The organism is Prauserella muralis, assembly GCF_003202285.1.
Classification (GTDB): domain Bacteria; phylum Actinomycetota; class Actinomycetes; order Mycobacteriales; family Pseudonocardiaceae; genus Prauserella_B; species Prauserella_B muralis.
On the sequence record NZ_MASW01000006.1, the window covers coordinates 558,511 to 578,295 of the forward strand.

26 protein-coding genes are annotated in these 19,785 nt (G+C 69.7%); all 26 read right to left on the reverse strand.

All coding sequences use genetic code 11. The features are described from left to right. The 26 genes from BAY60_RS28070 to BAY60_RS28180 all read right to left on the reverse strand — a co-directional run bounded on the left by BAY60_RS28070 (position 1) and on the right by BAY60_RS28180 (position 19,743). Entirely contained in the window at positions 1-354 is a 354-nt protein-coding gene (locus BAY60_RS28070; protein ID WP_146771092.1) for a hypothetical protein, read from the reverse strand. Between the two features lie 38 nt (positions 355-392). Then, on the reverse strand, positions 393-842 hold the full coding sequence (locus BAY60_RS28075) for a hypothetical protein (protein ID WP_112284361.1): 450 nt from the start codon (positions 840-842) through the stop codon (positions 393-395). A 13-nt stretch (positions 843-855) separates the two neighbouring features. Next, positions 856-1,479 carry a hypothetical protein gene (locus BAY60_RS28080; RefSeq protein ID WP_112284362.1) on the reverse strand — a complete coding sequence of 208 codons (624 nt, stop codon included), beginning with the start codon at positions 1,477-1,479 and terminating at the stop codon, positions 856-858. Then, positions 1,479-4,328 carry an immunoglobulin domain-containing protein gene (locus BAY60_RS28085; RefSeq protein WP_112284363.1) on the reverse strand — a complete coding sequence of 950 codons (2,850 nt, stop codon included), beginning with the start codon at positions 4,326-4,328 and terminating at the stop codon, positions 1,479-1,481. The genes BAY60_RS28080 and BAY60_RS28085 overlap by 1 nt, the downstream gene beginning before the upstream one ends. A gap of 3 nt (positions 4,329-4,331) precedes the next feature. Further along, positions 4,332-7,082: a hypothetical protein gene (locus tag BAY60_RS28090; RefSeq protein WP_146771093.1), complete on the reverse strand. Its 2,751-nt coding sequence runs from the start codon at positions 7,080-7,082 to the stop codon at positions 4,332-4,334. Further along, positions 7,072-7,200 (reverse strand): hypothetical protein, encoded by a 129-nt coding sequence (locus tag BAY60_RS38410; RefSeq protein WP_281272767.1) that lies wholly within the window; start codon positions 7,198-7,200, stop codon positions 7,072-7,074. Before BAY60_RS38410 ends, BAY60_RS28090 begins: the two co-directional genes overlap by 11 nt. A 20-nt stretch (positions 7,201-7,220) precedes the next feature. Continuing rightward, the gene (locus BAY60_RS28095; protein ID WP_112284365.1) at positions 7,221-7,595 is read right to left on the reverse strand and encodes a hypothetical protein; all 375 of its coding nucleotides are present in this window, start codon (positions 7,593-7,595) and stop codon (positions 7,221-7,223) included. Positions 7,596-7,603: 8 nt separating this feature from the next. Further along, the gene (locus tag BAY60_RS28100; RefSeq protein WP_112284366.1) at positions 7,604-8,167 is read right to left on the reverse strand and encodes a hypothetical protein; all 564 of its coding nucleotides are present in this window, start codon (positions 8,165-8,167) and stop codon (positions 7,604-7,606) included. A 3-nt stretch (positions 8,168-8,170) separates the two neighbouring features. Next, a complete protein-coding gene (locus BAY60_RS28105; RefSeq protein WP_112284367.1) occupies positions 8,171-8,599 on the reverse strand; it encodes a hypothetical protein in 429 nt (142 codons plus the stop codon). A 67-nt stretch (positions 8,600-8,666) separates the two neighbouring features. Further along, complete coding sequence (locus BAY60_RS28110) at positions 8,667-9,377, reverse strand: hypothetical protein (protein ID WP_112284368.1); 711 nt, start codon at positions 9,375-9,377, stop codon at positions 8,667-8,669. Beyond that, entirely contained in the window at positions 9,377-9,553 is a 177-nt protein-coding gene (locus tag BAY60_RS37360) for a hypothetical protein (RefSeq protein WP_170160579.1), read from the reverse strand. The genes BAY60_RS28110 and BAY60_RS37360 overlap by 1 nt, the downstream gene beginning before the upstream one ends. Next, positions 9,543-9,956 (reverse strand): hypothetical protein, encoded by a 414-nt coding sequence (locus BAY60_RS28115; RefSeq protein ID WP_170160580.1) that lies wholly within the window; start codon positions 9,954-9,956, stop codon positions 9,543-9,545. The genes BAY60_RS37360 and BAY60_RS28115 overlap by 11 nt, the downstream gene beginning before the upstream one ends. Positions 9,957-9,958: 2 nt before the next feature. Continuing rightward, positions 9,959-10,591 carry a hypothetical protein gene (locus BAY60_RS37365; protein WP_170160581.1) on the reverse strand — a complete coding sequence of 211 codons (633 nt, stop codon included), beginning with the start codon at positions 10,589-10,591 and terminating at the stop codon, positions 9,959-9,961. A gap of 8 nt (positions 10,592-10,599) precedes the next feature. Next, complete coding sequence (locus BAY60_RS28120; protein ID WP_112284370.1) at positions 10,600-10,866, reverse strand: hypothetical protein; 267 nt, start codon at positions 10,864-10,866, stop codon at positions 10,600-10,602. Beyond that, positions 10,863-11,252 carry a hypothetical protein gene (locus tag BAY60_RS28125; protein WP_112284371.1) on the reverse strand — a complete coding sequence of 130 codons (390 nt, stop codon included), beginning with the start codon at positions 11,250-11,252 and terminating at the stop codon, positions 10,863-10,865. The genes BAY60_RS28120 and BAY60_RS28125 overlap by 4 nt, the downstream gene beginning before the upstream one ends. Beyond that, positions 11,252-11,491 carry a hypothetical protein gene (locus tag BAY60_RS28130; RefSeq protein WP_112284372.1) on the reverse strand — a complete coding sequence of 80 codons (240 nt, stop codon included), beginning with the start codon at positions 11,489-11,491 and terminating at the stop codon, positions 11,252-11,254. The genes BAY60_RS28125 and BAY60_RS28130 overlap by 1 nt, the downstream gene beginning before the upstream one ends. Then, positions 11,491-11,835 (reverse strand): hypothetical protein, encoded by a 345-nt coding sequence (locus BAY60_RS28135; RefSeq protein WP_112284373.1) that lies wholly within the window; start codon positions 11,833-11,835, stop codon positions 11,491-11,493. Before BAY60_RS28135 ends, BAY60_RS28130 begins: the two co-directional genes overlap by 1 nt. 68 nt (positions 11,836-11,903) lie before the next feature. Next, on the reverse strand, positions 11,904-13,439 hold the full coding sequence (locus BAY60_RS28140; protein WP_112284374.1) for a major capsid protein: 1,536 nt from the start codon (positions 13,437-13,439) through the stop codon (positions 11,904-11,906). Next, entirely contained in the window at positions 13,439-14,152 is a 714-nt protein-coding gene (locus tag BAY60_RS28145) for an HK97 family phage prohead protease (protein WP_170160582.1), read from the reverse strand. Before BAY60_RS28145 ends, BAY60_RS28140 begins: the two co-directional genes overlap by 1 nt. Beyond that, the gene (locus BAY60_RS28150) at positions 14,152-15,549 is read right to left on the reverse strand and encodes a phage portal protein (protein WP_112284376.1); all 1,398 of its coding nucleotides are present in this window, start codon (positions 15,547-15,549) and stop codon (positions 14,152-14,154) included. The genes BAY60_RS28145 and BAY60_RS28150 overlap by 1 nt, the downstream gene beginning before the upstream one ends. Beyond that, positions 15,549-15,770, reverse strand: coding sequence for a hypothetical protein (locus tag BAY60_RS28155; protein WP_112284377.1), 222 nt, complete (start codon positions 15,768-15,770; stop codon positions 15,549-15,551). The genes BAY60_RS28150 and BAY60_RS28155 overlap by 1 nt, the downstream gene beginning before the upstream one ends. Then, positions 15,767-17,344, reverse strand: a complete 1,578-nt coding sequence (locus BAY60_RS28160) for a hypothetical protein (RefSeq protein WP_146771094.1) — start codon at positions 17,342-17,344, stop codon at positions 15,767-15,769. Before BAY60_RS28160 ends, BAY60_RS28155 begins: the two co-directional genes overlap by 4 nt. A gap of 34 nt (positions 17,345-17,378) precedes the next feature. Continuing rightward, a complete protein-coding gene (locus BAY60_RS28165; RefSeq protein ID WP_112284379.1) occupies positions 17,379-17,969 on the reverse strand; it encodes a hypothetical protein in 591 nt (196 codons plus the stop codon). A gap of 595 nt (positions 17,970-18,564) precedes the next feature. Continuing rightward, complete coding sequence (locus BAY60_RS28170; RefSeq protein ID WP_211330480.1) at positions 18,565-18,780, reverse strand: hypothetical protein; 216 nt, start codon at positions 18,778-18,780, stop codon at positions 18,565-18,567. A gap of 200 nt (positions 18,781-18,980) precedes the next feature. Further along, positions 18,981-19,217, reverse strand: coding sequence for a hypothetical protein (locus tag BAY60_RS28175; RefSeq protein ID WP_112284380.1), 237 nt, complete (start codon positions 19,215-19,217; stop codon positions 18,981-18,983). A 148-nt stretch (positions 19,218-19,365) separates the two neighbouring features. Next, positions 19,366-19,743 carry a hypothetical protein gene (locus BAY60_RS28180; protein ID WP_112284381.1) on the reverse strand — a complete coding sequence of 126 codons (378 nt, stop codon included), beginning with the start codon at positions 19,741-19,743 and terminating at the stop codon, positions 19,366-19,368. Between the last annotated feature and the right edge of the window lie 42 nt (positions 19,744-19,785).

Sequence of the window (19,785 nt, forward strand, 5' to 3'; positions counted from 1 at the left end):
TCAGTCTCCCAGGGTGAGGGTGAGGATGAGGCCGGCGATCGTCACCAGGGCGCTGATCGCGGCGAGGGCGATGGCGAGGTTGCGTTGCCGGCGGAACGACTCCTTGGCCGCGGCCTCGTCGGCGCGGGCCTGCCGAACCTCGGCGATGTCCTTGTCGTGCTCGTCGACGCGGTGCTCGAGCACGGCGATCTTCGGGGTCACCTTGTTGGTCTGCTCCACCACGGTGGCGCTCAGACCCGCGAAGTCGGTCCGGATCGCGGAGATCTCGTCGTGGAAGGTGGCGCGCAACGCGGCGAGTTCCTCACGCACGAACCGCAGCGCCACGTCCGTTGGGCTCTCACCAGGGTGCGACACGGGGGTACTCCACTCCTCGTCTCCGGGATCCACAGTGGTCACGGGATGGGCGCGACCTGGATCATGAACGACCCGTTGAAGAACTGGGCGCTCGTGGTCTGCGCCTGTAGCTGCGCGCGCACGACGATGTCGCCGGTTGGCGTGGCCGTCACGAAGTGATGGCACGCGAGCACGGCACGCCGCTCGCCGGCCTCCTCGGAGAAGTTCCCGCGGGGACCGACGCCGTTGCTGAAGTTGACGCCTCCGTCGGTGGATATGCCGAGGCGCATAGCGGCGAAGGCGTCGGTGACACCGGTCGGGCCAAACGCGTGCCCGTCGCCCCACCCCCATACGCCGACCTTGGTGCCGGGGTCGGCGATGACGATCGTGCTGCCCCAGTCGCCCCACGCCTCGCCCGAGGGCACGGTCGGCGTATCGGGCAGGGTGATCACGTCGCCGTTGTAGCTGAGGTCGGCCGCGGTGACCCGCCGGCCCGCCCGTAACACCACGAGCCGCCTCCTTTCAGAGTGCGACGACAGCCGGCTGCGCGAGCAGAACCTGCGCGCCGGCGCCGAACGTCTTGGTCACCCCGTTCACGGGGGCTTGCTGGACGGTGAAGGTCTGCGGATTGAGCACCGCAAGGTCGTCCCACGACGCGGTCACGGGCAGGGTGTTGGTGTTGCCCGAGCCGAGGGTCTGCCCGAGGGCGATGTCGCCAGCGGCCGTGATGTCAGTGTCGACGCCGGTCACGTGCCAGTTGTCCGGCTCGCTGTTCGCGGCGAGCCACGCCTTAGCTCGTACCCGCGCGGGGGCACCCTGCACGGCCAGGCGCAGCCGGAACTGGGTGCCGGCGGCGTGGGTGAGCCCGGTGGTACGCGTCGAGGCGCCTGCCAGCGCTGATCCGACCCCGGCGATGCGCTTGCCGACGAGCAGGTCCACGCTGGCGCTCGTGGTGAACTCGAGCCACGCGAAGTACATGTTGTCGGGGTCGATCACGCGGCCGCCGAGGATGACGAACTGGGAGGCGCCGGCGGCGAGCGCGTCAGTGGACACGGTGACGACGGCGTCCATGTCGCGGCTGTCGATGCCGCCGAGCACTGTCCAGCGCAGCTCGTTGACGCTGCTCTGCGCGACCTGACCGGGCATCAGGGCGTCACCGAGTAGTCGCTGACCGCGCCGCCCGAGGTGGTCCAGACCTGCCCCGTGTCCGCGGTGCCGAAGCCGTTGGAGACAGTGCGGTTGAACGTGTCGGTGGCGGAATCGTCGATCGCGGTGACGCGCAGCTGCACGCCGGCCGCGGTCACGTCGAAGGGGAACTCGCCGGCGTCGGTTTCCCAGCGCGGCCCCTGAAGGGTGCGCACATCCATCGCGGTGTCGGTGCCCGCGGTGAACTGGTGCGTGGTGGCGGACAGGATGGTGTCGGCGCGGCCCTGCTCGTCGTCTTCGAGGAGCCACGTGCGCCAGGCGCTGCCCGGTGAGCAGTTGAACACGAAGTAGTGCTTGAACTGCGACAGGCGCTCCTCGTAGCCCTGGATGATCAGGTCGATGGCCTGGGCGGCCATCCACTCGGGTGGGTTGGCAATGGTGATGCGGTCCCCGGTGTCGAGCGCGAGCACCTGGTCGATGAGCGCTGGGTTGCGTGCGAGGTCGATGCCGAGCTGGGGGATCCGGTCCTCGTCGACGGTGCCCAGGTGCAGCCGCCACCAGGCTTGGTCCTCGAGTTGGTCGTCGGTGGCCAGGTTGAGGGTGACCTTGTCGGGGTAGCGGTCGACGCCGAGCGGGTCGTCGACCGTCTCGCTCACGTTCATCGGGCCGGACAGCTTGACCGCGCGGGCGGAGCTGCCGTCGACGCGTTCGACCGTGACGTCGTTGGCCGTGGCCTGGTCATCCGGGAGCGGCTCGAACGGCGGGCTCACGTGCCGCTCGTTGTAGTCGAGCGCCAAGGCGGCCTGGTTCTCGAGCTCGGCGTGGTTGCGCCAGCGCAGGGCGAGCGCGTCACGCCGCTCGTCGAAGATGGCCAGCTCGGCGTCGGCGGCGTCGTAGAGCAGGTCGAGGAAGGTCTCGGGCTTCTGCGCGCCCACGGCGACCGACTCGGCAGGGTCGCCGACGATGCGGTGGGCGACGCCTTCCTCGTCGCACAGGCGCAGGAAACGGTCGGCGGCGGTCTCGCCGGACCAGGCGACGAGCAGGTTCTTCACCGCGTCCCAGATCACCGTGTTGGTGTCCTGGTTGTAGACCGCGCAGTGCCCCATCGCGGTACCCGCAAGATCTCCGACCTTGCCCAGGTACACCGTGCGCGCCGAGCCGAACGTGTGCCCGGCGAGGGTGCCCTCGTCGACGCTGCCGACGGTGGCCCCCTCCTCGAACACGAAGATCTGCCAGTCAATGTCGGCGCCGACCTGCTGCAGCCAGATACCGAACAGCGCGTTCTTGCCATTCAGGGCGAAGGCGGTCCATCCGCTGGTCAGGATGCTCGCCTCATTGCGACCCCACGCGCGCATCCGCAAGCTGCCCGCGGAGTCCAGCTCGATACCCCACTCGGCCGCCGTGCCCGACGTCGTCACGTTGAGGACTTGCCTGATGCCTCCCACACCTGCGTCGGGGACGTGCAGCAGCGAGAAGATGCGCAGCTCCCCGGTGGGCGCGGCCCACGGGACAGGGCCGACGGCCGTGGTGATCGAGAACTCAGGGATGGGCTGGGAGGCGACGAAGTCGCCGTAGGCGGCCGGGCGGATGTCGCGCACGAAGCCCTCGATGATGCCGAACGTCATCGGCGCCACGCCGGACAACCCGGAGGCGAAGCTCGTCGCGTCGGAGCCGTCCTCCATCGACCAATAGGCCACCGGGGGCACAATGGCCTGATCGGTGTTGCCGCGCCGCATCGCCGAGTCCAGCGCCGCCTCACCCTGGCCGAGCCGACGCAGCAGGCCGTTCGCGACGACCGGCACCCACACGTCGTTACCGGACAGGTCCCATCGCGGCGGCCAGGCCACCACCTCGCCGATGAACCGCACAGAACGGTCGACGATCTCGGCCTCATCCTGCAGGGTCCACGTCAGTCCGGCGTCGTCGGTGAACGTGGGTCGCGTACCAGGCTCGAGGCCGGCGAAGTCCGCGTCGGCGACGAGTGTGCCGGCAATGCCGTCGCGCACCTCGAACCCGTGCACGAGGCCGCCGAAGTGAGCCTCGTTGTTGAACTCGTAGCCGCCGGCCTGAATGGAGCCGACAGTGAGATTCGCGGTGGACGAGAAGATGGAGGTCGTGCCAGCTGTGACCACCGTCGACCCGAGCTGCACCTCGGAAGGACCTCCGCCGAGATCATCGATCGAATCGGCGCTGTAGAAGGTGACGACGTGGTTGCCAGCGCCGTCGTCGACATCGAGGGTGGCCCGCACCGCCAACCGGCCTGAATCCGAGGCGACGGCGGCCGTGGAGCCGCGCACCTGCCGCGTGCCAGAGGTGCCATCGGTGGTCCAGGCCAGCTCGATCGTGCCGTTGGTGAGCAACCGGAACGTCCAGGACCGCTGGTTGCCGCCCGTGTTGTACTTCGCGGCAATCGTCTGCAGGATGCTGGGCCGCCACGAGTCGGGGGTGATCTCGGCCCGGAGGTCAAGGTCGCCGACGATATCCAGCGCCGCCGCGTCCGATGTGGAGGCATAGGACGTGTTATCGGGCAACTCCTCGCCGGTGAGCTCGAGCCCGACGTTGTTGGGCCCCACGCGCACCCGCAGCCGCGTGTTGCGGCCGATCAACGCGAACAGATCGCTACGCGGGTTGCGCGGCGTGTAGCGGCCCACCACGGCGCCGTTGATCTTCGACATGCCGTTGTTGAGCTGCAGTGTGCACGAGCCCGGGTCAGCGCGCGAGGCCTCGTCGCCGCGACCACGAGAAATGACGATGTCCTGGCGCGAACGGGTGTCGGCCGTGACGTCATGCCACGCGCCTGAATAGTAGATCTCGGTGTGGATATCGAGCTTGGTCGCAGGGAAAGCCATCGTTCACCTCCCGCCCTTGCCGAGCACGACCTGAACGTTGCCGCCGCGAACCCGGATAGCGCCCCGCAGCCACCGCAGCAGCGCGTCGTCGAGGCCGCCCGCGTCGATGGACACGACCACCGGTTGCTGCCGCGGCTGCTGCGCCGGCGCCGGCGTGGCCACACTGCGCAGGAACCGCTCGACGATCCCGCGCGCGCCGGGCACGGCGTTGGTGCCGAACACATCCACGCGGCCGTGGCGGGCGGCGAACATGTCGGCGAGCTGGTCGTTGAACCGGCGCACCAGCTGGCTGTTGCCGCGGAAGGAGAAGTCCTCGAACAGACCTCCACCGCGCCGCAGGTGGCCAAGGATCTGCCCCGCAGCCCCGGCGAGCCCGCCGTTGGCCATCTGCACGACGCCGCTGCGGTCGATCGCGATCAGCTTCGCGCCACGGTTGCCAGCCTCGAGCGCGTCGAGGTTACGCGCAGCGCTGGCTGCGGTGGAGACGAACTCGCGGTTGGACAGTAGCGCCAGGATGTCGTCGCTGCGCGGCCCGCCGGGGCCTCGCACGAACCCGTTCGGGAAGGCCTGGACCGCGCCGCCGTCGTCGAACGCCTGGACCTGACCGCCGTCCTTGAATCCGGCCGACGACAGCAACCGGTTGGTGGCGGTCGGTCCGGTCCCACGCGACGTGAAGATGGTCGTAACCGTCGTCGAGACGTGATCAGGGATCTGATTGAGCCGATGCCTCAGATCGCTCGCTCGGTCCAGGGCCGCCAAAATGCCTGGCTGGTGAATGCCGGTGAACACGTCCCGTGGCATGCCGAGGTAGCGATCGGCGAGTCGCTGCGCCTGCCGCCGAGTGAAGCCGAGCTGCTCGGCCTCCCGGATGAACTGAGCCCGCCGTTCGTGCACCGCGGTACGCGCGGCCTCGGTGGCTTGCTTCTGCGACTTGCCCTGCTGCAGGGCTGTGTCGAACGCTGTCTGCGCAAGTGTGCGGTACTCGTCGCCTTGCTGGACGAGGTTCTCCAGCAGGTTGCGGCCCGCCTCGGTGGAGGTGTTGACGGTGCCGTTGGCGTTGAGCAGTGCTCCCCGCCAGTTACCGGTCTCGGTCTTGACGCCCTCGATCTGCTCCGCGAGATCGGCGAGGCCGCCTTCCCAGTTGGCGGTGGCCTCCTCCAGTCCGATCTGGATGCCGAACAGCCGCCGCCACACGTCGTTGAGGGCGTCTGCCTTGTCGGTGGTGTCCGCGGTCTGGTCCGCCAGGGTGGTCAGTGATTCGCGCAGGGCGTCGGCGCCGGGCACGCTGGCGTGCATGGACCCGGCGAGCACGTCGCTGGCGTCGGCCGCGGCGCCGAACTCCTCGACGGCTCCCTCGACGGAGCCGCGCAGGCCGTCGGTGGCCCCGAGCAGGTCCATCGCGGCCTTGGCCTGGTCGGTGTAGACATCGCGCGTGGTGTTGCCGACGAACTCCTGCGAGCGGCCGGCCTCGACGATCCGCTCCAGCCGCGAGCGCAGGCCGTCGAGCGCCGGGCCGCCCTGGACGAGTGCGTCGATGTACTGCTTGTGGGACAGGCCGGCGCCCTGGACCGAGTCCTTGACGTCCTGGTAGGACTCGCTGTTGAACAGGGCACTGCGGGCGTTGGCGTCGAACTGCCCGTTGCTTTCCCGCAGCGCCGAGGCCAGCGAGCGCTGCGTGTTGGCGGCGTCCTGGCTCTCTTGCCCGAACAGCGCCAGCCCGGCGGTTGCGGCCGCGACCGCGATGCCGAACGGGCCGCCGAACAGGCCCACCAGCCCGCGACCGGCGGCCTGCAGACGGCCCCCGCCGCCCTTGGCTGTTTTGTCCAGCTGGGTGTTGAGGTTGCTCACCGAGGTCGCCACGGAGTCGGCCACACCGCGCACCGCGCGGATCCCGCGCATGGCGGTCGTGAGCGCCAGCCAGGCGCCGATCATCGGGCCCAGCGCGCCGGTGATCGGCTCGATGACGGCCAGCACGCCAGAGAGCACGTCGAGCGCGACGCCGAGCGCGTCGGACACGGTGGGCAGCGCCGAGTTGGACAGGTCGCCGACGACACCGACGAGCCGGGTCACGATGTCGACGGCCTGGCCGCCGTGCTCGGCCCACAGTCCGGACAGGTCGACCAGGATGCCGCCCACCTCGGGCAGCAGGTCGCGCATCAGTTGCCCGTAGTGCTCAAGGCCCTGCCCGGCGTCCTCGGCCCCTTCGGAGGTGATCTCGAAGAACTCGCCGAGGCCGGCACCGGTGTCGCGCAGCAGCGATCGGAGTCCGCTCATGACCGGCCCGGCCCGCTGGACTGAGGTCACCATGCCGGGCATCGCGCCCTCGGCGAACTCGACGACTCCTTCGGTCAGTTCGGCGACATGGGGGACGCTGGCCTGGAACGCGGCCGCCATTTGTGGCCGCAGCCCCTGGTAGGCCGAGCCCATGCGCTGTGCGGCGCCGACGTAGGCCTGTTCGAGCGGTGCGGCGTCGGCCATGAGGCCGGTCCGCACCTCCTCGGACAGATCCTCGAACGACTGACGTACCGCGGTGTTCTCGCGTAGGGCGAACGCCCCGAGCCCGGCGAAGGCCACCGGCAGCGCCGCCACCGAGGCGCCGACGCCGGCGGCCGCGGCCGCCGAGGCGCCTTGCACGCCGCCGAGCACCTTGATCGCCCGGCTCCCGAGCCGGTCGATTCGGTCGCCGACGTTGTCGAACACACGACTGGCACGGTCCCGGCCGAGGACGGTGAAGATCAGGTCTCTAGCCGGCACCGGCACCGCCCTCCTGCTCGCTCGCCTCGAGTAGCTCGTCGGCGAGCCGGGCGCTCATCCAGAAGTCCCGCAGCGTCATCCGCCCGACGTCGGCCGGGTTGATGTGCCACAGCAGCAAGAAGTAGGGCTTGTACCGCTCTACTTCGTCCGCCGGGTCCTCGAGGTCTTCGGGGTCGGTTGGGTAGGGTCCGGCGCCTCCGTCGAGTCGCCATCGTCCTCTGTGGACGTCTTTCCGCTGTCCGGCTCGACGAGCGTCACGCGCAGGCTGGTCACCGGATAGTCGAAGTCCTCGAAGGTCACCGTCTCGCCGGCGCGCTTGCGTGCCAGCCAGAACATCGCGTGGCAGGCCTCGGGGTCCTGCATGGAGAAGTCGGCCAGGAGTGGCCACCATTTCATGCCGGTGACCTGGCGCAGTTCGCGCTGCTCGCTGACGAGCACGTCGTGCAGGTTCAGCGTCCAGGTCTTGCCGTCCTGCTCGAATCGATACGTCGCGTTGACGTCGTTGGCGGCCATTCGCGTCCTTACTGTGCGATCTCTCGGAGGATGTCGTCGACGACCTTGGCCGCGCCCTGGCGGATCTTCGGGCCGTGCTCGCGCATCGGCTCGTCGAACCACTCGTCGCGGGACACGGTCTGTGTGACCCACCGGTCCCCGCCGAAGACGGGGTGGCGCCACCGGCCCTCGTTCATGTGCGCCGGCAGCGTCCGCTGATCCGGCGGGAGCTGGCGGGTGTTGACCCGGACCCGCACGCTGGCCGACTGGCCCGACGAGCGGACCTGGGTGCCGATCGCGCGGGCGGTCGAGGAGCGCAGCCCTCGCCCCTCGAACGCCTTCCGCCGGGCGGTCTCGGTCTTCTTGCGCTTGCGGCCTAGCGCGAATTCCCGCCGGGCCTGCCCACCGCCGCCGCGCGTGGCCGAAGCCTCAAGCGATCGCACGGACCGTTGCGCGGCGTCCACGGCAGGCTTGGCCGCGGTGCGCATGCCGCGCGACATCCGGCGCGTCAGCTGGCCGTTACCGGCTTCCTTGAGCCGCCGGGCGGCGCGCCGGAAGTCGCCGGTGCCGCGTATCTCGTAGTAGGCGGGCACCGATCACGGGAAGCTGTCGAAGGTGACCACGCCGTCAACCTGCACGGTGGCCGAGAACGACACCTTGTCGCCGACGGCGCTGGTGATGGTGTAGTTGCTGATCCAGCACTCGCCAGTCAGCCGCGGGTTACCCGTGGCGTTGCCCGCCGGGCCGTAGGTGAACGTGACCGTGGCGTCCTCTTTCTTGAACAGCCCGGACAGCACCGCGTGCGGGCCTGTCGTGGCCGTCGCGTCGAAGTGGCCGGAGATGTCCCACGAACTGTTCTCCAGGCCCGGGATCTGCTTCACGCCGTCGTCGCCGAACGCGGTGACCTCGGCCATCGCGCGGGCGACGGCCGCGGGCACGTTGTCGATGTACTGCGAGAGGTCCCGCTCGGTAGCGCCGTTGTCCTCGATGAGGAACTTCGAGTTCTTGCCGTGCGTGAACGCCATCGGATTCTCCTTGTCAGGGCAGGCGAAAACACCCGGAGGAGCTCCGGGTCAGACGGAACGAGCAGGATTACCGGCGGGCGAACGCCGCGACGAAGGTGAACGACGGGGTGGTGCCGGCGATCGCCCACGAGGTACGCAGGTAGCGGTTGACCGTGCCGGACACGGCCTGCCGCTCGGACGTCGCCGCGGTGGCCTGGGCGAAGGTGATCAGGTCGACGTAGGTGATGTCGTCGGTCGAGTGCTGGATCTTGGCGTCCAGCGTCGGCGAGGTGCCGGACGCGGCGGTGACGTGCAGCGCGCCCACGCCGCCGCTGGCGCTCGAGGCGAGGTTGTCCACGCCGGTGCCGTCCGCGGTGGCCGTCTCGGCGGTCTCGTCGTGCAGCGACACCCCCAGGTCGACCGTCTCGTCGGCGGGCGACTCGACCGAGAAGCCGACCGCCTCGGCCACCTGCGCGTTGATCCCGTGCGAGGTCAGGTCACCCACGGCGATGGTCACCGGGGAGCCCACCGCGTAGCCGTTGATGCCCGCGGTGACGAGCAGGCTGTTGTCGGTGCCGTTGGCGTCCTGCAGGTCGGCGTAGAGGGCGTTGTCCTCGAACAGGCCCTCCAGCGTCATGGTGCCCGCCTTGAGGCCCGGAATGAACCGCTCGCCGTCGTCGGTGAACACCGTCGTCTGCGACATGGTGCGCGAGTTCGCGGCCGTCACCGACCGCAGCTTCGCCGACGCGCTGATCTCGTTGACCAGTACCCGCGTCGACTTGGAGTGCACGAACGCCATCAGCCTTCACCGTCCTGCTCGTCGTCCTCGAGCGGCTCGATGTGGCCCTGCTCGAGCAGCCACGCCCGGCTCTTGGCCGGGATGTCGTCGCGGATCTCGCCCGGCTCGGCGCGCCGCTCGCGGCCGCCGACGCGGAAGTTCATGCCGGTCAGGACGCGGAACTTCTTAGCTGCCACTGGCGGTTACCTCCACGATCTGTTCGGCGCCGAGGTACTGCACGCCGTCGACCTCGACCCAGCCGTATTGGGTGACCTCGCGCACCCGGGCGAAGTCGGCGATGCCGCCGAGGCTGCCGTCCGCCTCGATCGCGGCCTTGACGCTCGTCGGGCCCGAGCCGGCGAGGTAGGCGTCGAGGTCGTCGTAGGCCTCGATGTCGGCGGTCAGCGACACGAGCAGCAGCACGGCGAACAGGAAGTCGTCCGCGCCGCGGGACATCGTCGAGTCGTACAGGATCCGCGTGGGCATCACGCGGGCGGCCGGCGTAATGACGTTGCCACCCGGGCGCGAGAGGACGTTCAGTCCGGAGATGGTCTTGAGCCGCACGCCGATCCCGTCGCGCAGCGCCGATACCGAGGCCATCGCTACTCCCCCGTGTCCTCGCGTGCGACCGCCAGCACCGGCGTGCGCACCAGCGGCGCCAGCTTGTTCGCCGCTTTCGGGTTGTCCCGCACCCGCACGACCCCGAAGTCGCCGAACCCGGCCACGCCCAGCGGCGCGTCGCGCAGCTTGAGCGTCTCCGCCGCGAGGATCTTGCAGGCCTGCACGACCCGCGGCGGCACGGCCGCCCAGCCCCACTGGGCGGTCACGTGCACGGTGGCGCGCCGGGCGAGCGGGAACCGCTTGTCGCCGACCGCGCGGATCGTCCAGAACGGCCAGCCCGGCTGGCCCTCGACGACGCCGTTGAGCGGCTCGAGCTGGTAGTCCGAGGCCGACCACGTGGTCTCGGCCACGCCGTCATCGTCCTCGTCCGTGGCGATCACCAGCCCGGCCGTGGTGTGGAAGTCGTCCACGTACACCAGCTCGGCGTCCTCGCGGTAGAACCTCCGCAGCGTGGCCGAACCGGCATCGTTGAACTGCCGACCCGTGTGCGATTCGATCTCTTCGGACACCTCGTCGAGCACATCGTCGATCTCGTCGTCGTCGCTCGCGGTGTCCAGCTTGAGGTACTGCGACTTGAAGACCGCCGTCGTGATGTAGGGAGCGCCGAGGGCCACGGCTCACCTCACGCGTACACGAACGACGCCACTGCGCCCGTGCCGGCCAGCGTGGCGTGGATGCCGCCACCGCAGAACGCGTCCGCCAGCTCGGCCGACACCGTGGTGTCGATCGCGGCCTTGAGGGTGAGCACCGTCGTGCCACCCGAGCCGCCGGCCTTCACCGTCAGCGTCGACGCCGCCGAGCCGCCGGTCAGCACCACCGTGCGCAGATAGGAATCACGCGTGGTGACGTCCCCGGTCGCCGTGACCTCGAGGATCTGCGAGGACCTCACCGTGCCGCCCTCCGTGCACGCCGCGGCTTCGGCGCCGACGGCTCAGGCTCGTCTGCAGGCTCGGCCGGCTCCGGCTCCGGAGCGGCCTCCGTCGCGGCTGCGTGCTCGCTCTCGGCCGCCCCCTGCGCGTCCGAGACGTCGCCAGCGGGGTCCTGGTCCCCGCCACCCTCACTGTCGCCGTTGGAGCCCGCAGCGGCCGGCTCAGGCTCGGCATCGAGCGAACTGGCGACTACGCCGCCGAGCAGGAGCAGCGCGCCGGGGGAGTCGCGGTTAACCCATTCGGCGCGGTCGAGCTCGAGCTCGACCGCGGTGCCCGACTCGAACGGGCCGATCTGCTGGCCGTTGTCGACCGCGAGGTAGCGGTGCTGGACGGCGTAGCGGGGCATCAGTGGCCTCCTGTCTTCTGCAGGATCAGGCACGCCTGCAGGTCGTCCCAGCCGGTTACCCGGTAGGTGACCTGCCCGGCGAAGGTGAGCTCGCGGCCGCCGTGGGCGGTCACCACCGCAGGGTCGGCCGCGAGCAGGAATTCCAGTGCCACGTAGGCGATCTCGGGCGCCCGAAGGATCTCGACGAGCCCGTCGGCATGGCGACGCACCTCGAGGCCGCCCTGCAGCAGCTCGGCCATCAGGACGAGGCTCCGACCATGCCGTACCAGCGCACGCCGTCGCACCACACGAACGCCGCCTCGGCCTGCGTGGGCGTGACGATCGTGCTGGCGCCGTCGTCCTGGACGGTGAGGACCTCGGCGGCGTCGGCGGTGTTGGCGATGAACAGGTACACGCCCTCACACGCCGACTCGGCGGGCAGCGTAACCGTGCGGGCGGCGCCGCCCGGGTCAAAGGCGAAGGCGTTGTAGCGCTCGACCTCCTCGATCGTGATCGTGCGGGCCGCGGCGAGCGTCTCCGCGGTCTTGGCCGAGAACCGGGAGGCGCGCCCGGTGGGCCAGGTTGCGATGCGTTCCCTCGGCATGAGGGTCTCCTCCCTGGAAGGCGCGAGGGGCCGTGTCGCCACGGCCCCTCGCTGGTACCCGGTGCTGGTCAGAGCGAGATGTTGTAGAGCACGTCCGAGGACTCGATGCCCGCCGCGGCGCCGGTCGGCGTGAACCGGCCCATGCCCAGCCGCAGGCTGTAGACGATGCGGGTCTGGTCGGTCGCCGGCAGGCGCTCGGTCTCGACCCGCACGCGGCGCCGCCAGCCGACCTTGTAGCCGCGCCGGTTGAACGCGGCCACCTGGCCCTTGGTGTTGTTCGCCGCCGTGGTGGAGACCTTGCCGTCGGCCTCGGTCTTGGACATCGCGATGCTCGACACGAGCGGGCTGCCCTGCACGCGGGCGAGCTCGCCGTTGAGGATCGTGGCGCCCTGGCCGTACTTGTCGACGGTGAGCACCTCGTCGATCATCGAGATCGCGTCGGCGGTCTCCGGGTCGGCGATGCGGACCAGGTCCATCGGGTCGATCGGGTGGCCCCAGTCGACCAGCCGGGTCAGGTCGAGCATCCGGCCCCGCTGGGCGTTGAGCAGCGCCAGCGTGATCGCGCCGGCGGAGTCCTTGGAGTTGCCGGTGTTGTCGACCAGGCCGGCGTGCCGGATCCCGTCGAACGCGAGATAGTGCTTGGTGTCGGCGGGGTCGGCGTCGTCGAGGTTGATGTTGCCCGTGGCGGCGTTGGTGGTGTCCCCGTTGAGGACCACGCTGTCGGAGTAGTGCGCCACCGACAGTGCCGCCTGCCGACGCAGGAACGGGATGTAGGGGATGATCGAGTCTTCCTCCATCTCCCCGGACCACATCTGGTGGATCACGAACTTCTTCGCGTCCACCTGCACCCGCTGGCTGCCGGTCTTGCTGGTCGCGTAGTTGCTGGCGCTGCTCGAGGTGGACTCGGTGACGAACAGCATCTCCGGGATGTCCACCTCGACCGGCAGGTAAGCCGTCGGGTCGGTCATCTCGAACGAGTCGATCAGCGGGAAGATCCGGCCCAGCTTGCGCGGCGCCTCCCACAGCTCGCCGACGTACTGGGCGCCGATGAGCTGCTGGCCGAACCCGGACTCGGCGGTGTCCATCGCCAGCATCGCCCGCTTGTAGGCGCCGGTGAGCTCGTACTTGCCCTTCGCCGCCAGCTCGGCGTCCTTGCCGTGGAACTCCGAGAGCGGGATCCGCGGAAACAGGTCGTCGATGGCCTTGCGGTCGAGTTCGCGCACCTTGTCCATCGGCAGGTAGACCGCGTCGGAGATGGCCTCGAACGTCTTGGCCAGCGACTCCGAGGGCCCCTCGTACACGCCGGTGTCGTTGACCTTCTTCTGCCCACGCAGACCGGCCTGGATGTCGTGCAGGAACTCCACATCGGCCAGCGACAGGCCCCAGCGGGCGTACTTGGTGCCGACCAGCTCCTTGTCCTCGCCCGGGTCGCGGCCGAACTTGAGCTTGCGCGCGAACTCGGGGTCCTCGGCCAGCGTCGGCAGGATGGACTTGACCAGCTCGGTCAGCTTGACGTCCGAAGTGGCCTCGGACACCTTCTCGTCGACGGAGTCGAGGCGCTGCCGGATGTCCTTGGCCAGCTCCTCGAGAGTGATCTCAGGCACTAGAGGTTCCTTCCCTCGTGAGAAAACGCTGCCAGGACGGCCCCTGCAGCTTCCTGATCGATGCCCGCGGGGGCGTCGTCTTCCGGGTCTTCCTTCTTTGTGAGCGCAGCCAGGTCGATCCCCAGATGCGCCAGCTCGGCGCGCACCGCGGTGCGGATTTCCTCGGCCGTGGCTGCGCCCTGTTCCTGCTCGTCGAACAGCTCGACGAGCTCCTTGCCGAGGCCAGCAAGGGCCAGCCGGGATTGCTGCCGCAGCGCCCGCGGATCCGCCGGCGTCGTGACGGCCGAGACCTCGACCAGGTCGTAGAACAGCTCGTCGCGGATTTCTTCCGACTTCATGCGCCACGTGTCCACTGGCGCGCCATCTTCCTGGACGAAGTGGAAGCCGACCGAGACGGCGTTGAGGAAGCCGCGGCGGTACTTCGACTCGACCATGCGCGCGAGCTCGTCGTCGCGGTCGAACTCGACGGCGTCGAGAACGATGTGGGCGTCCTTGTTCAGCGCCCGGCCCTGCCCAATCGGCGGCCGAAAGCTGTTGTGCATCCACAGCACGACCGGATTGGCGTTGTAGGCGTCCAGGCGCCAGCCGTCAGTGCGAAGGGCGTAGCCGTAGCGGTTGAGGCCGTCGCTGGACGCGACGAAAGTCAGCGGCCCGTCGTCGGCCAGCGCGGCGCGGTCGAGCTGCGCGCGCCCGTACGCCAGTGTCGTCGTCATCAGAGCCCTCCGTGTCCATTCACGCCGGCGAAGTCCCACTCCAGTGCGGCCAGCACGTCGTTGAATCCGCGCGTGAGCTGCTGTTGCTCGTGCCATGCCTGCCGGTTGGGCGTGTCGGGGTTGTCGTTCGGCGTGCTGTTCTCGTCCTCGACGGCGGCCTTGTTGACCGGGCCCCACCAGACGTCGCCCCACGGCACCGGCGGCATGCCGCGGCGCTGGCGCCACTCGTTGATCGTGAGCGCGCCGACCTCGATGGCCTGCCGCTCGCGGTCCCAGACCGCCGACTGCGACTCCTGCAGCGCGGCCACTCCGGAGAAGTCGTGCTCGACATGGTCGGGCATCGTCCGGCCGCGGGCGCGGCCGAACATCGGCAGGAACTGCTCCTCGATCTCCTGCCCGCGTAGCTCCAGGTCGGGCACGAGGGCGTGCTCCCACAGGCCCTTCTGGAACTCGCGGATGTTGGCGAGCGTGGCGTGCTCGAGGTCGTTGAGCAGCGGCGCCGGGATGCCGTAGGCGTTGCACACCTGCCGCAGGGACAGCTGCAGGCCGTTGATGAACTCGGCGTCCTTGGGGGTGACGTTGACCGGCTTGAACTCTGCCTCGTAGCGCAGCACCGCCCAGCGGTGCGCCTTGTCCGCGCCGGAGAATCGCTTCTCCAGCCGCTCCTGCAGCTCGTCGGCCTGCGGCTGGGTGAACCGGGCCACCTGGCCGGGCCCGTGCGCCTTGGGCATCACCATGCCCGCGATCTGCAGGCCCTTGTCGTGCAGGTTGCGGTTGGCCTTCATCATCGCCGAGCCGGTGTCGGCGGCCAGCCGCGCCGCCGAGATCGGCGAGAGCGCCGAGTATTCGTCGAGCGGGTTCGGGTAGCGGAACCACACGATCTCGTCGGCGTCGAACTCCAGCACTCGCCCGTCGACATTGGACTCGTACTTGTACCCGGCGAGGTAGTTCTCCTCGTCGGGCACGGGCAGCACCCGCGAGGGCTTGAGCCACCAGATCTCGCGCGGGATACCGAGCTCGTCCTTCTCCACCGCCCACACCGACTGGCCCCACAGGCAGGCGCACAGCTCGTCCATGCGCGCCAGGCGCGCTTGTGTCCAGAACGGGTTCACGTGGCGGAGCAGCCGCGCCGGCCGCGAGTCGGGCAGTTCCCGCTTGTCCTGGTCGCGGCCGCGGTAGGAGCGGATCGGCACCGTGCCGACCAGGCGGGAGCGCAGCATTGCGGCGGAGAACACCTCGTTGCTGGTGACGAGGTAGTCGCCATAGCTCTCCGGGGAGAATTGCTCGTCGCGGTGGCCGTAGGCCTTGTCGAAGGCCTCGACGACCACCGGGCCGACCGGATAGGCCAGCTCGGTGTTGCGGCGGCGCACCGCGTCGATGCGGCCGAGCAGGTCCATCACGGGCTCCGCTCAGGCCGCGCCTCGGCCGCGGCCTCCCATCCCACGATCGTGGCCGCCCACAGCCACGACACGATCAGCCGCGCCACCCGGTACACCGTGTAGGCCAGGAAACCCAGCACGAACAGCGGGGCCGCCAGCAGCGTCAGCAGTGCCTTCGTCGGCCGGAACTCGGTGGCCTTGGCCTGGATCCGGTCCACCGTCGCGACCATGCTCGTCATGCCATCAACGACCCTTCGATGTCGTGGGACTCCTGACTCAGTGCCCCGTCCTCGATCGCCTTCCCGCGGGCTGCGTAGGCCAGCACGGCGCCGACGAATCCGTCGATGAACTTCCCCGCCTTCTTGCGCACCACGCGCATGTAGAACTCGGTCAGCTCGCGGGAGCCGTCCTCGCGCGGCGGCTTGCGCTTGCCCTTGGCCAGCGCCGAGTTCTTCGCGTGCTCGGTCAATGTGGCGCTGCCGTCGTGGGTCAGCGTCCGGTCCCGCAGCGCGGTCAGGAACCGCTCGAGCGCCTCGTCCATCCGCTTGTCGACGTTGGTCGGGAACTCCACGACCCGGTTGGGCCAGCGGCCCGCCCAGATGTCCATGTAGTCCTGCCACTTGTACGGGTCGCCGAAGAGGTACCAGGCCTCGTAGGCCTCGAACGCCGCGGTGACCGTGGCGTCGACCTCGAGCCGGTCGATCTTCCACTCACCGGAGAGCTCGTCGTAGGCCGGCCACCACACGCCGAGCTCGAAGATCCGCCCATCGGACAGCCGGCAGGCGTAGAGCACCGTGCCGTCGCGCGAGCGGGAGCCGTCGAAGCCCAGGGCGACCGCCTCGCCGGGCCGCAGCTGCTCCTCGGGGTCGGTGCGGGCTTGGGCGTCCCAGCGGGCCGGGTCGACGGCGTCCTTCTCGCCGACGGTGACCTCGTCCATGTAGTAGCGGCGGATCTCGCCCTCGCCGACCTCGACGGCTTGGGTGTCGGCGTAGATGTCGTCCTCGACCACCCAGCCGCCGCGGGACCGTAGCGAGTCGCCGTACTTGACCCGGATGCGCTCCCGCACCGCGTGCTCGTCGTCGAGATCCACCTTCGGCACGTCCGGCGCGGCGTGGTCGAGGAACACGCCCGGGTTGTTGCCTTCGGCGGTCCACTGTGCCGCCGAGAGCTCGCTCGGGTCCCAGGCGTTGGTGGCCTCGCCCCAGGTGCCGCCGATGCCGGTGAGGTTGCGCTTCATCGCGCGCACCATCGCCAGGCCGCCGTCGGACTCGCACATCAGGTGCGTCTCGGTGAATCCGGCGAAGGTGATCGGGTTACCCAGCCGCGACCGGGCGGCCGCGGTGACCGGCTCGATCCACCCGTCCCCGTTGGGCAGCTTGATCGCCGTCTCGCCGATGTCCAGACCAGGCGTGTCCGCGAGCGGGCCTTCCGAGAGCATCCGGTACAGCGGCCGGAAGGTGTTGTCGGTCTGGTCCTCGCTGGTCGCGGCGAGCTGGATCCACGGCGTATCGACCGGGCGGCCGACCGGCTCACCGTAGGCGTCCCAGCCGTCGAACTGCACGGGCCCGAACGCGTGCGCCGAACAGCGCGCGGCGAGCAGCGGGTCCTTGCCCCACTTCTGTGGCCGCCGCAGCTGCGATCCGAAGTAGACCAGCCCGTCGCGCGGCTTCGGGTAGACCGGGTGCACCTCGGCGTCCGGGCGCAGGCGGTACACCCACAGCAGGTGCCGCCACATCTCCCGGGTGAGCAGGTAGGGCTTGCCGCGCTGCGGGCCGTCCGGGATGACGATGTGGGCCTCGATCCACTGCCCCACCTGCCAGCCGAGTGTCGGGAACTCGCCCGGCTCGCTAGGACCCCGCCACGGCACCCGGGTCGACCGCCTTCAGGTCCGGCCGCTGCGGCGCCGGCGGCGGCGTCGTGTTCTCCTTCCGCTTGTCGTCGAGCTCGTCGCCGGCGACCTCCCAGCGCAGCCGCAGCATCGCCAGCGGCGTCAGGCCGAGCCGGTCGCCGAGCTGGCGCGCCTCGGCGCCGGCCTTAAGGTTGCCGTTCTCGGCGTGGAACTTCCACCGCACGTACTGGGCGACCTCGCGGTACCAGCGCAGCCGCGCCCACGCGACCGCCTGCGGGGTCTTCCACAGCTCGCGCCACATGCGCTTCTCGGCGTCGGTCTGCGTGGCCACGATCTCCTCGAGGACCTCGACGCGCTCCTGCAGCCGGGTCAGCGCGGCCTCGTTGATCGGCTCGCCCGCGGCCTGGCGCTCCTCGAGGTCGGCCACCTTGCGGCGGGCCACGGTCAGCCGCGCGCGGGTCTCGATGTCCTCGCCGAGCGGCCACCGCGGCGCCGTCTTCTGCCGCCCCTCGGCCGGCAGCTTGGTCATCGCCACGGTGGCGTTGCGCCGGCGGCGGTGCTGCTGCGGGGGCGGGCCCATACCGGCCATCCGGCTCACCTCCCGTGACTACACAAAGTGACAATCTTGCTGGTTCACGCGTTTTGAGTTCCCAGACCCGTACAGAGGTTGGGGCACCTGCATATGGGGGTCACGAAGGCCCAGGAACGGCGTGATCTTGAGGCCCCTATCCCCCGTGACACCCCGTCACACCAGGCAATTCGTCACCGTCCGCCCTACTGCCGAGCACTCAGCGTCGTGATCACTGCGCGTTCATCCTTGCTCGAGCTTCCGTCGCGCGCCGCGCATCGAGTTGCACCGACGACACACCACCTCGACGTCACGCACTGTGACCGCTGGCCAGTGGAGGTGATCACCAGTCAGCGGGTTGTCCGCGTCGCCCGTATGCCCGCAGTCCACGCACCATGCGTACCCGCTGGCCGCGCGCTGCAGCTCGATCGCCTCGGCGACCAGCGCTCGCCACCTGCTGTCGTACCCACGCTGGGCGGTGGTAGGCCGCACCCGCCCACGCTCTCGCTGCTGGTTGCGCCGACGTCGGCACACCTCGCAGCGCGTGCCATGCACCAGCCGACCGCAGTTGTCCAGGCAGGGGCGTTGACCCACGGGCAAGGGGGTGGGGTCGGTCCTACAGGGCGGCACGCACGAGGCAGTCCTTCGCCTCGAGCAGCTTGCGCAGGCCAGCCGTCAGTTCGGGCCCGTCCGGCAGCGCGCGGATCATCGACTCCGCCAGGTCGTGACACTGCCTCGAGATCGCGCGCATGTCCTCGCGGGACAGGTGCTCGTAGGCGAAGAACCGGGCGATGCCCGCCGTCGACGGGTGCCGGTCCGAGACGTCCATCATCGCCAGCTCAACTCCTTCGGGTAGCACAAACCCCCGCGACCAGGGGGGTTCGCGGGGGTTCGTTGCTGTCGTCCGACGAGGACAGATCACCCAACGATGAATAAGGTACGCGTTCGCGCTGGTCAGGAGCAAACACGATCGAGCGTCGCGGCGTGTCGCGCGCACCACCCTGCCACCATGTATAGGGCGTTATACGCAGGTCAGGGGGGCGGCGGATCGCGCCACTTCCCCGTGTCGTGACCTGCGTCGCGCAGCGCGTCGTAGACCTTGTTCCGTGAGCCGAGCTTGGCGGCCTCGGCGAGCTGGTCGCCGGTCGCGCCGGCCAGCTTCGCGGCGACCATCGCGCGGCCGCGCACGGCCTGCAGGCGCTCGATCTCGGCGGTGAGCTCGCGCACGTGCTCGAGCTCGGGCGGGGGTGGTGTGGGCTTGCGTGGCATGGCGACCTCTGGGCTATCCTTGTCGGCGGAGTTTCTTCCACGGCCCCGGCCGGCAGTGCTAGTGCCGCCGGGGCCGTTTCGCGCCTACAGGGTGGAGGACTCCGGGTGAGCGCCGGGGCGGCGGCTGGCGGCCGCCGCCCCGGTTCAGTTACCCGATGATCGAGCCGAGGTGCTCGGCGTCGAGGCGACCCCTCACAACGCGGATCGAGCACGCGAAGTCGAACCGCGTGTCAGCCCGGTTGTTCACGCCCCGCCAGTTGTAGCGGTCCGAGACCTGGACCGCGCGAGCCCTGATCGACTCGCGCTTCCACTGCTCGAACTCGGCGGGGTCCTGGATGTGCGCCTGGACGGTGATGAGCCGCTTGGTGACGGTGACCACGAGGATCACTGTCGACGGCATCCGGCCCTCGGCCTGGTCGACCTTGAGATCCGAGAGGATCCGTCCGGCCACCCGGTAGAGGTCCTCGCCAGCACTCTCGTGATAGCGGACCCCGTAGAACCGGTCATCGGAGAACTTCTCGTCCATCCGGAGTTCCTTCCACTCTGTAGTTTTCCCCCGAGGGTGGTG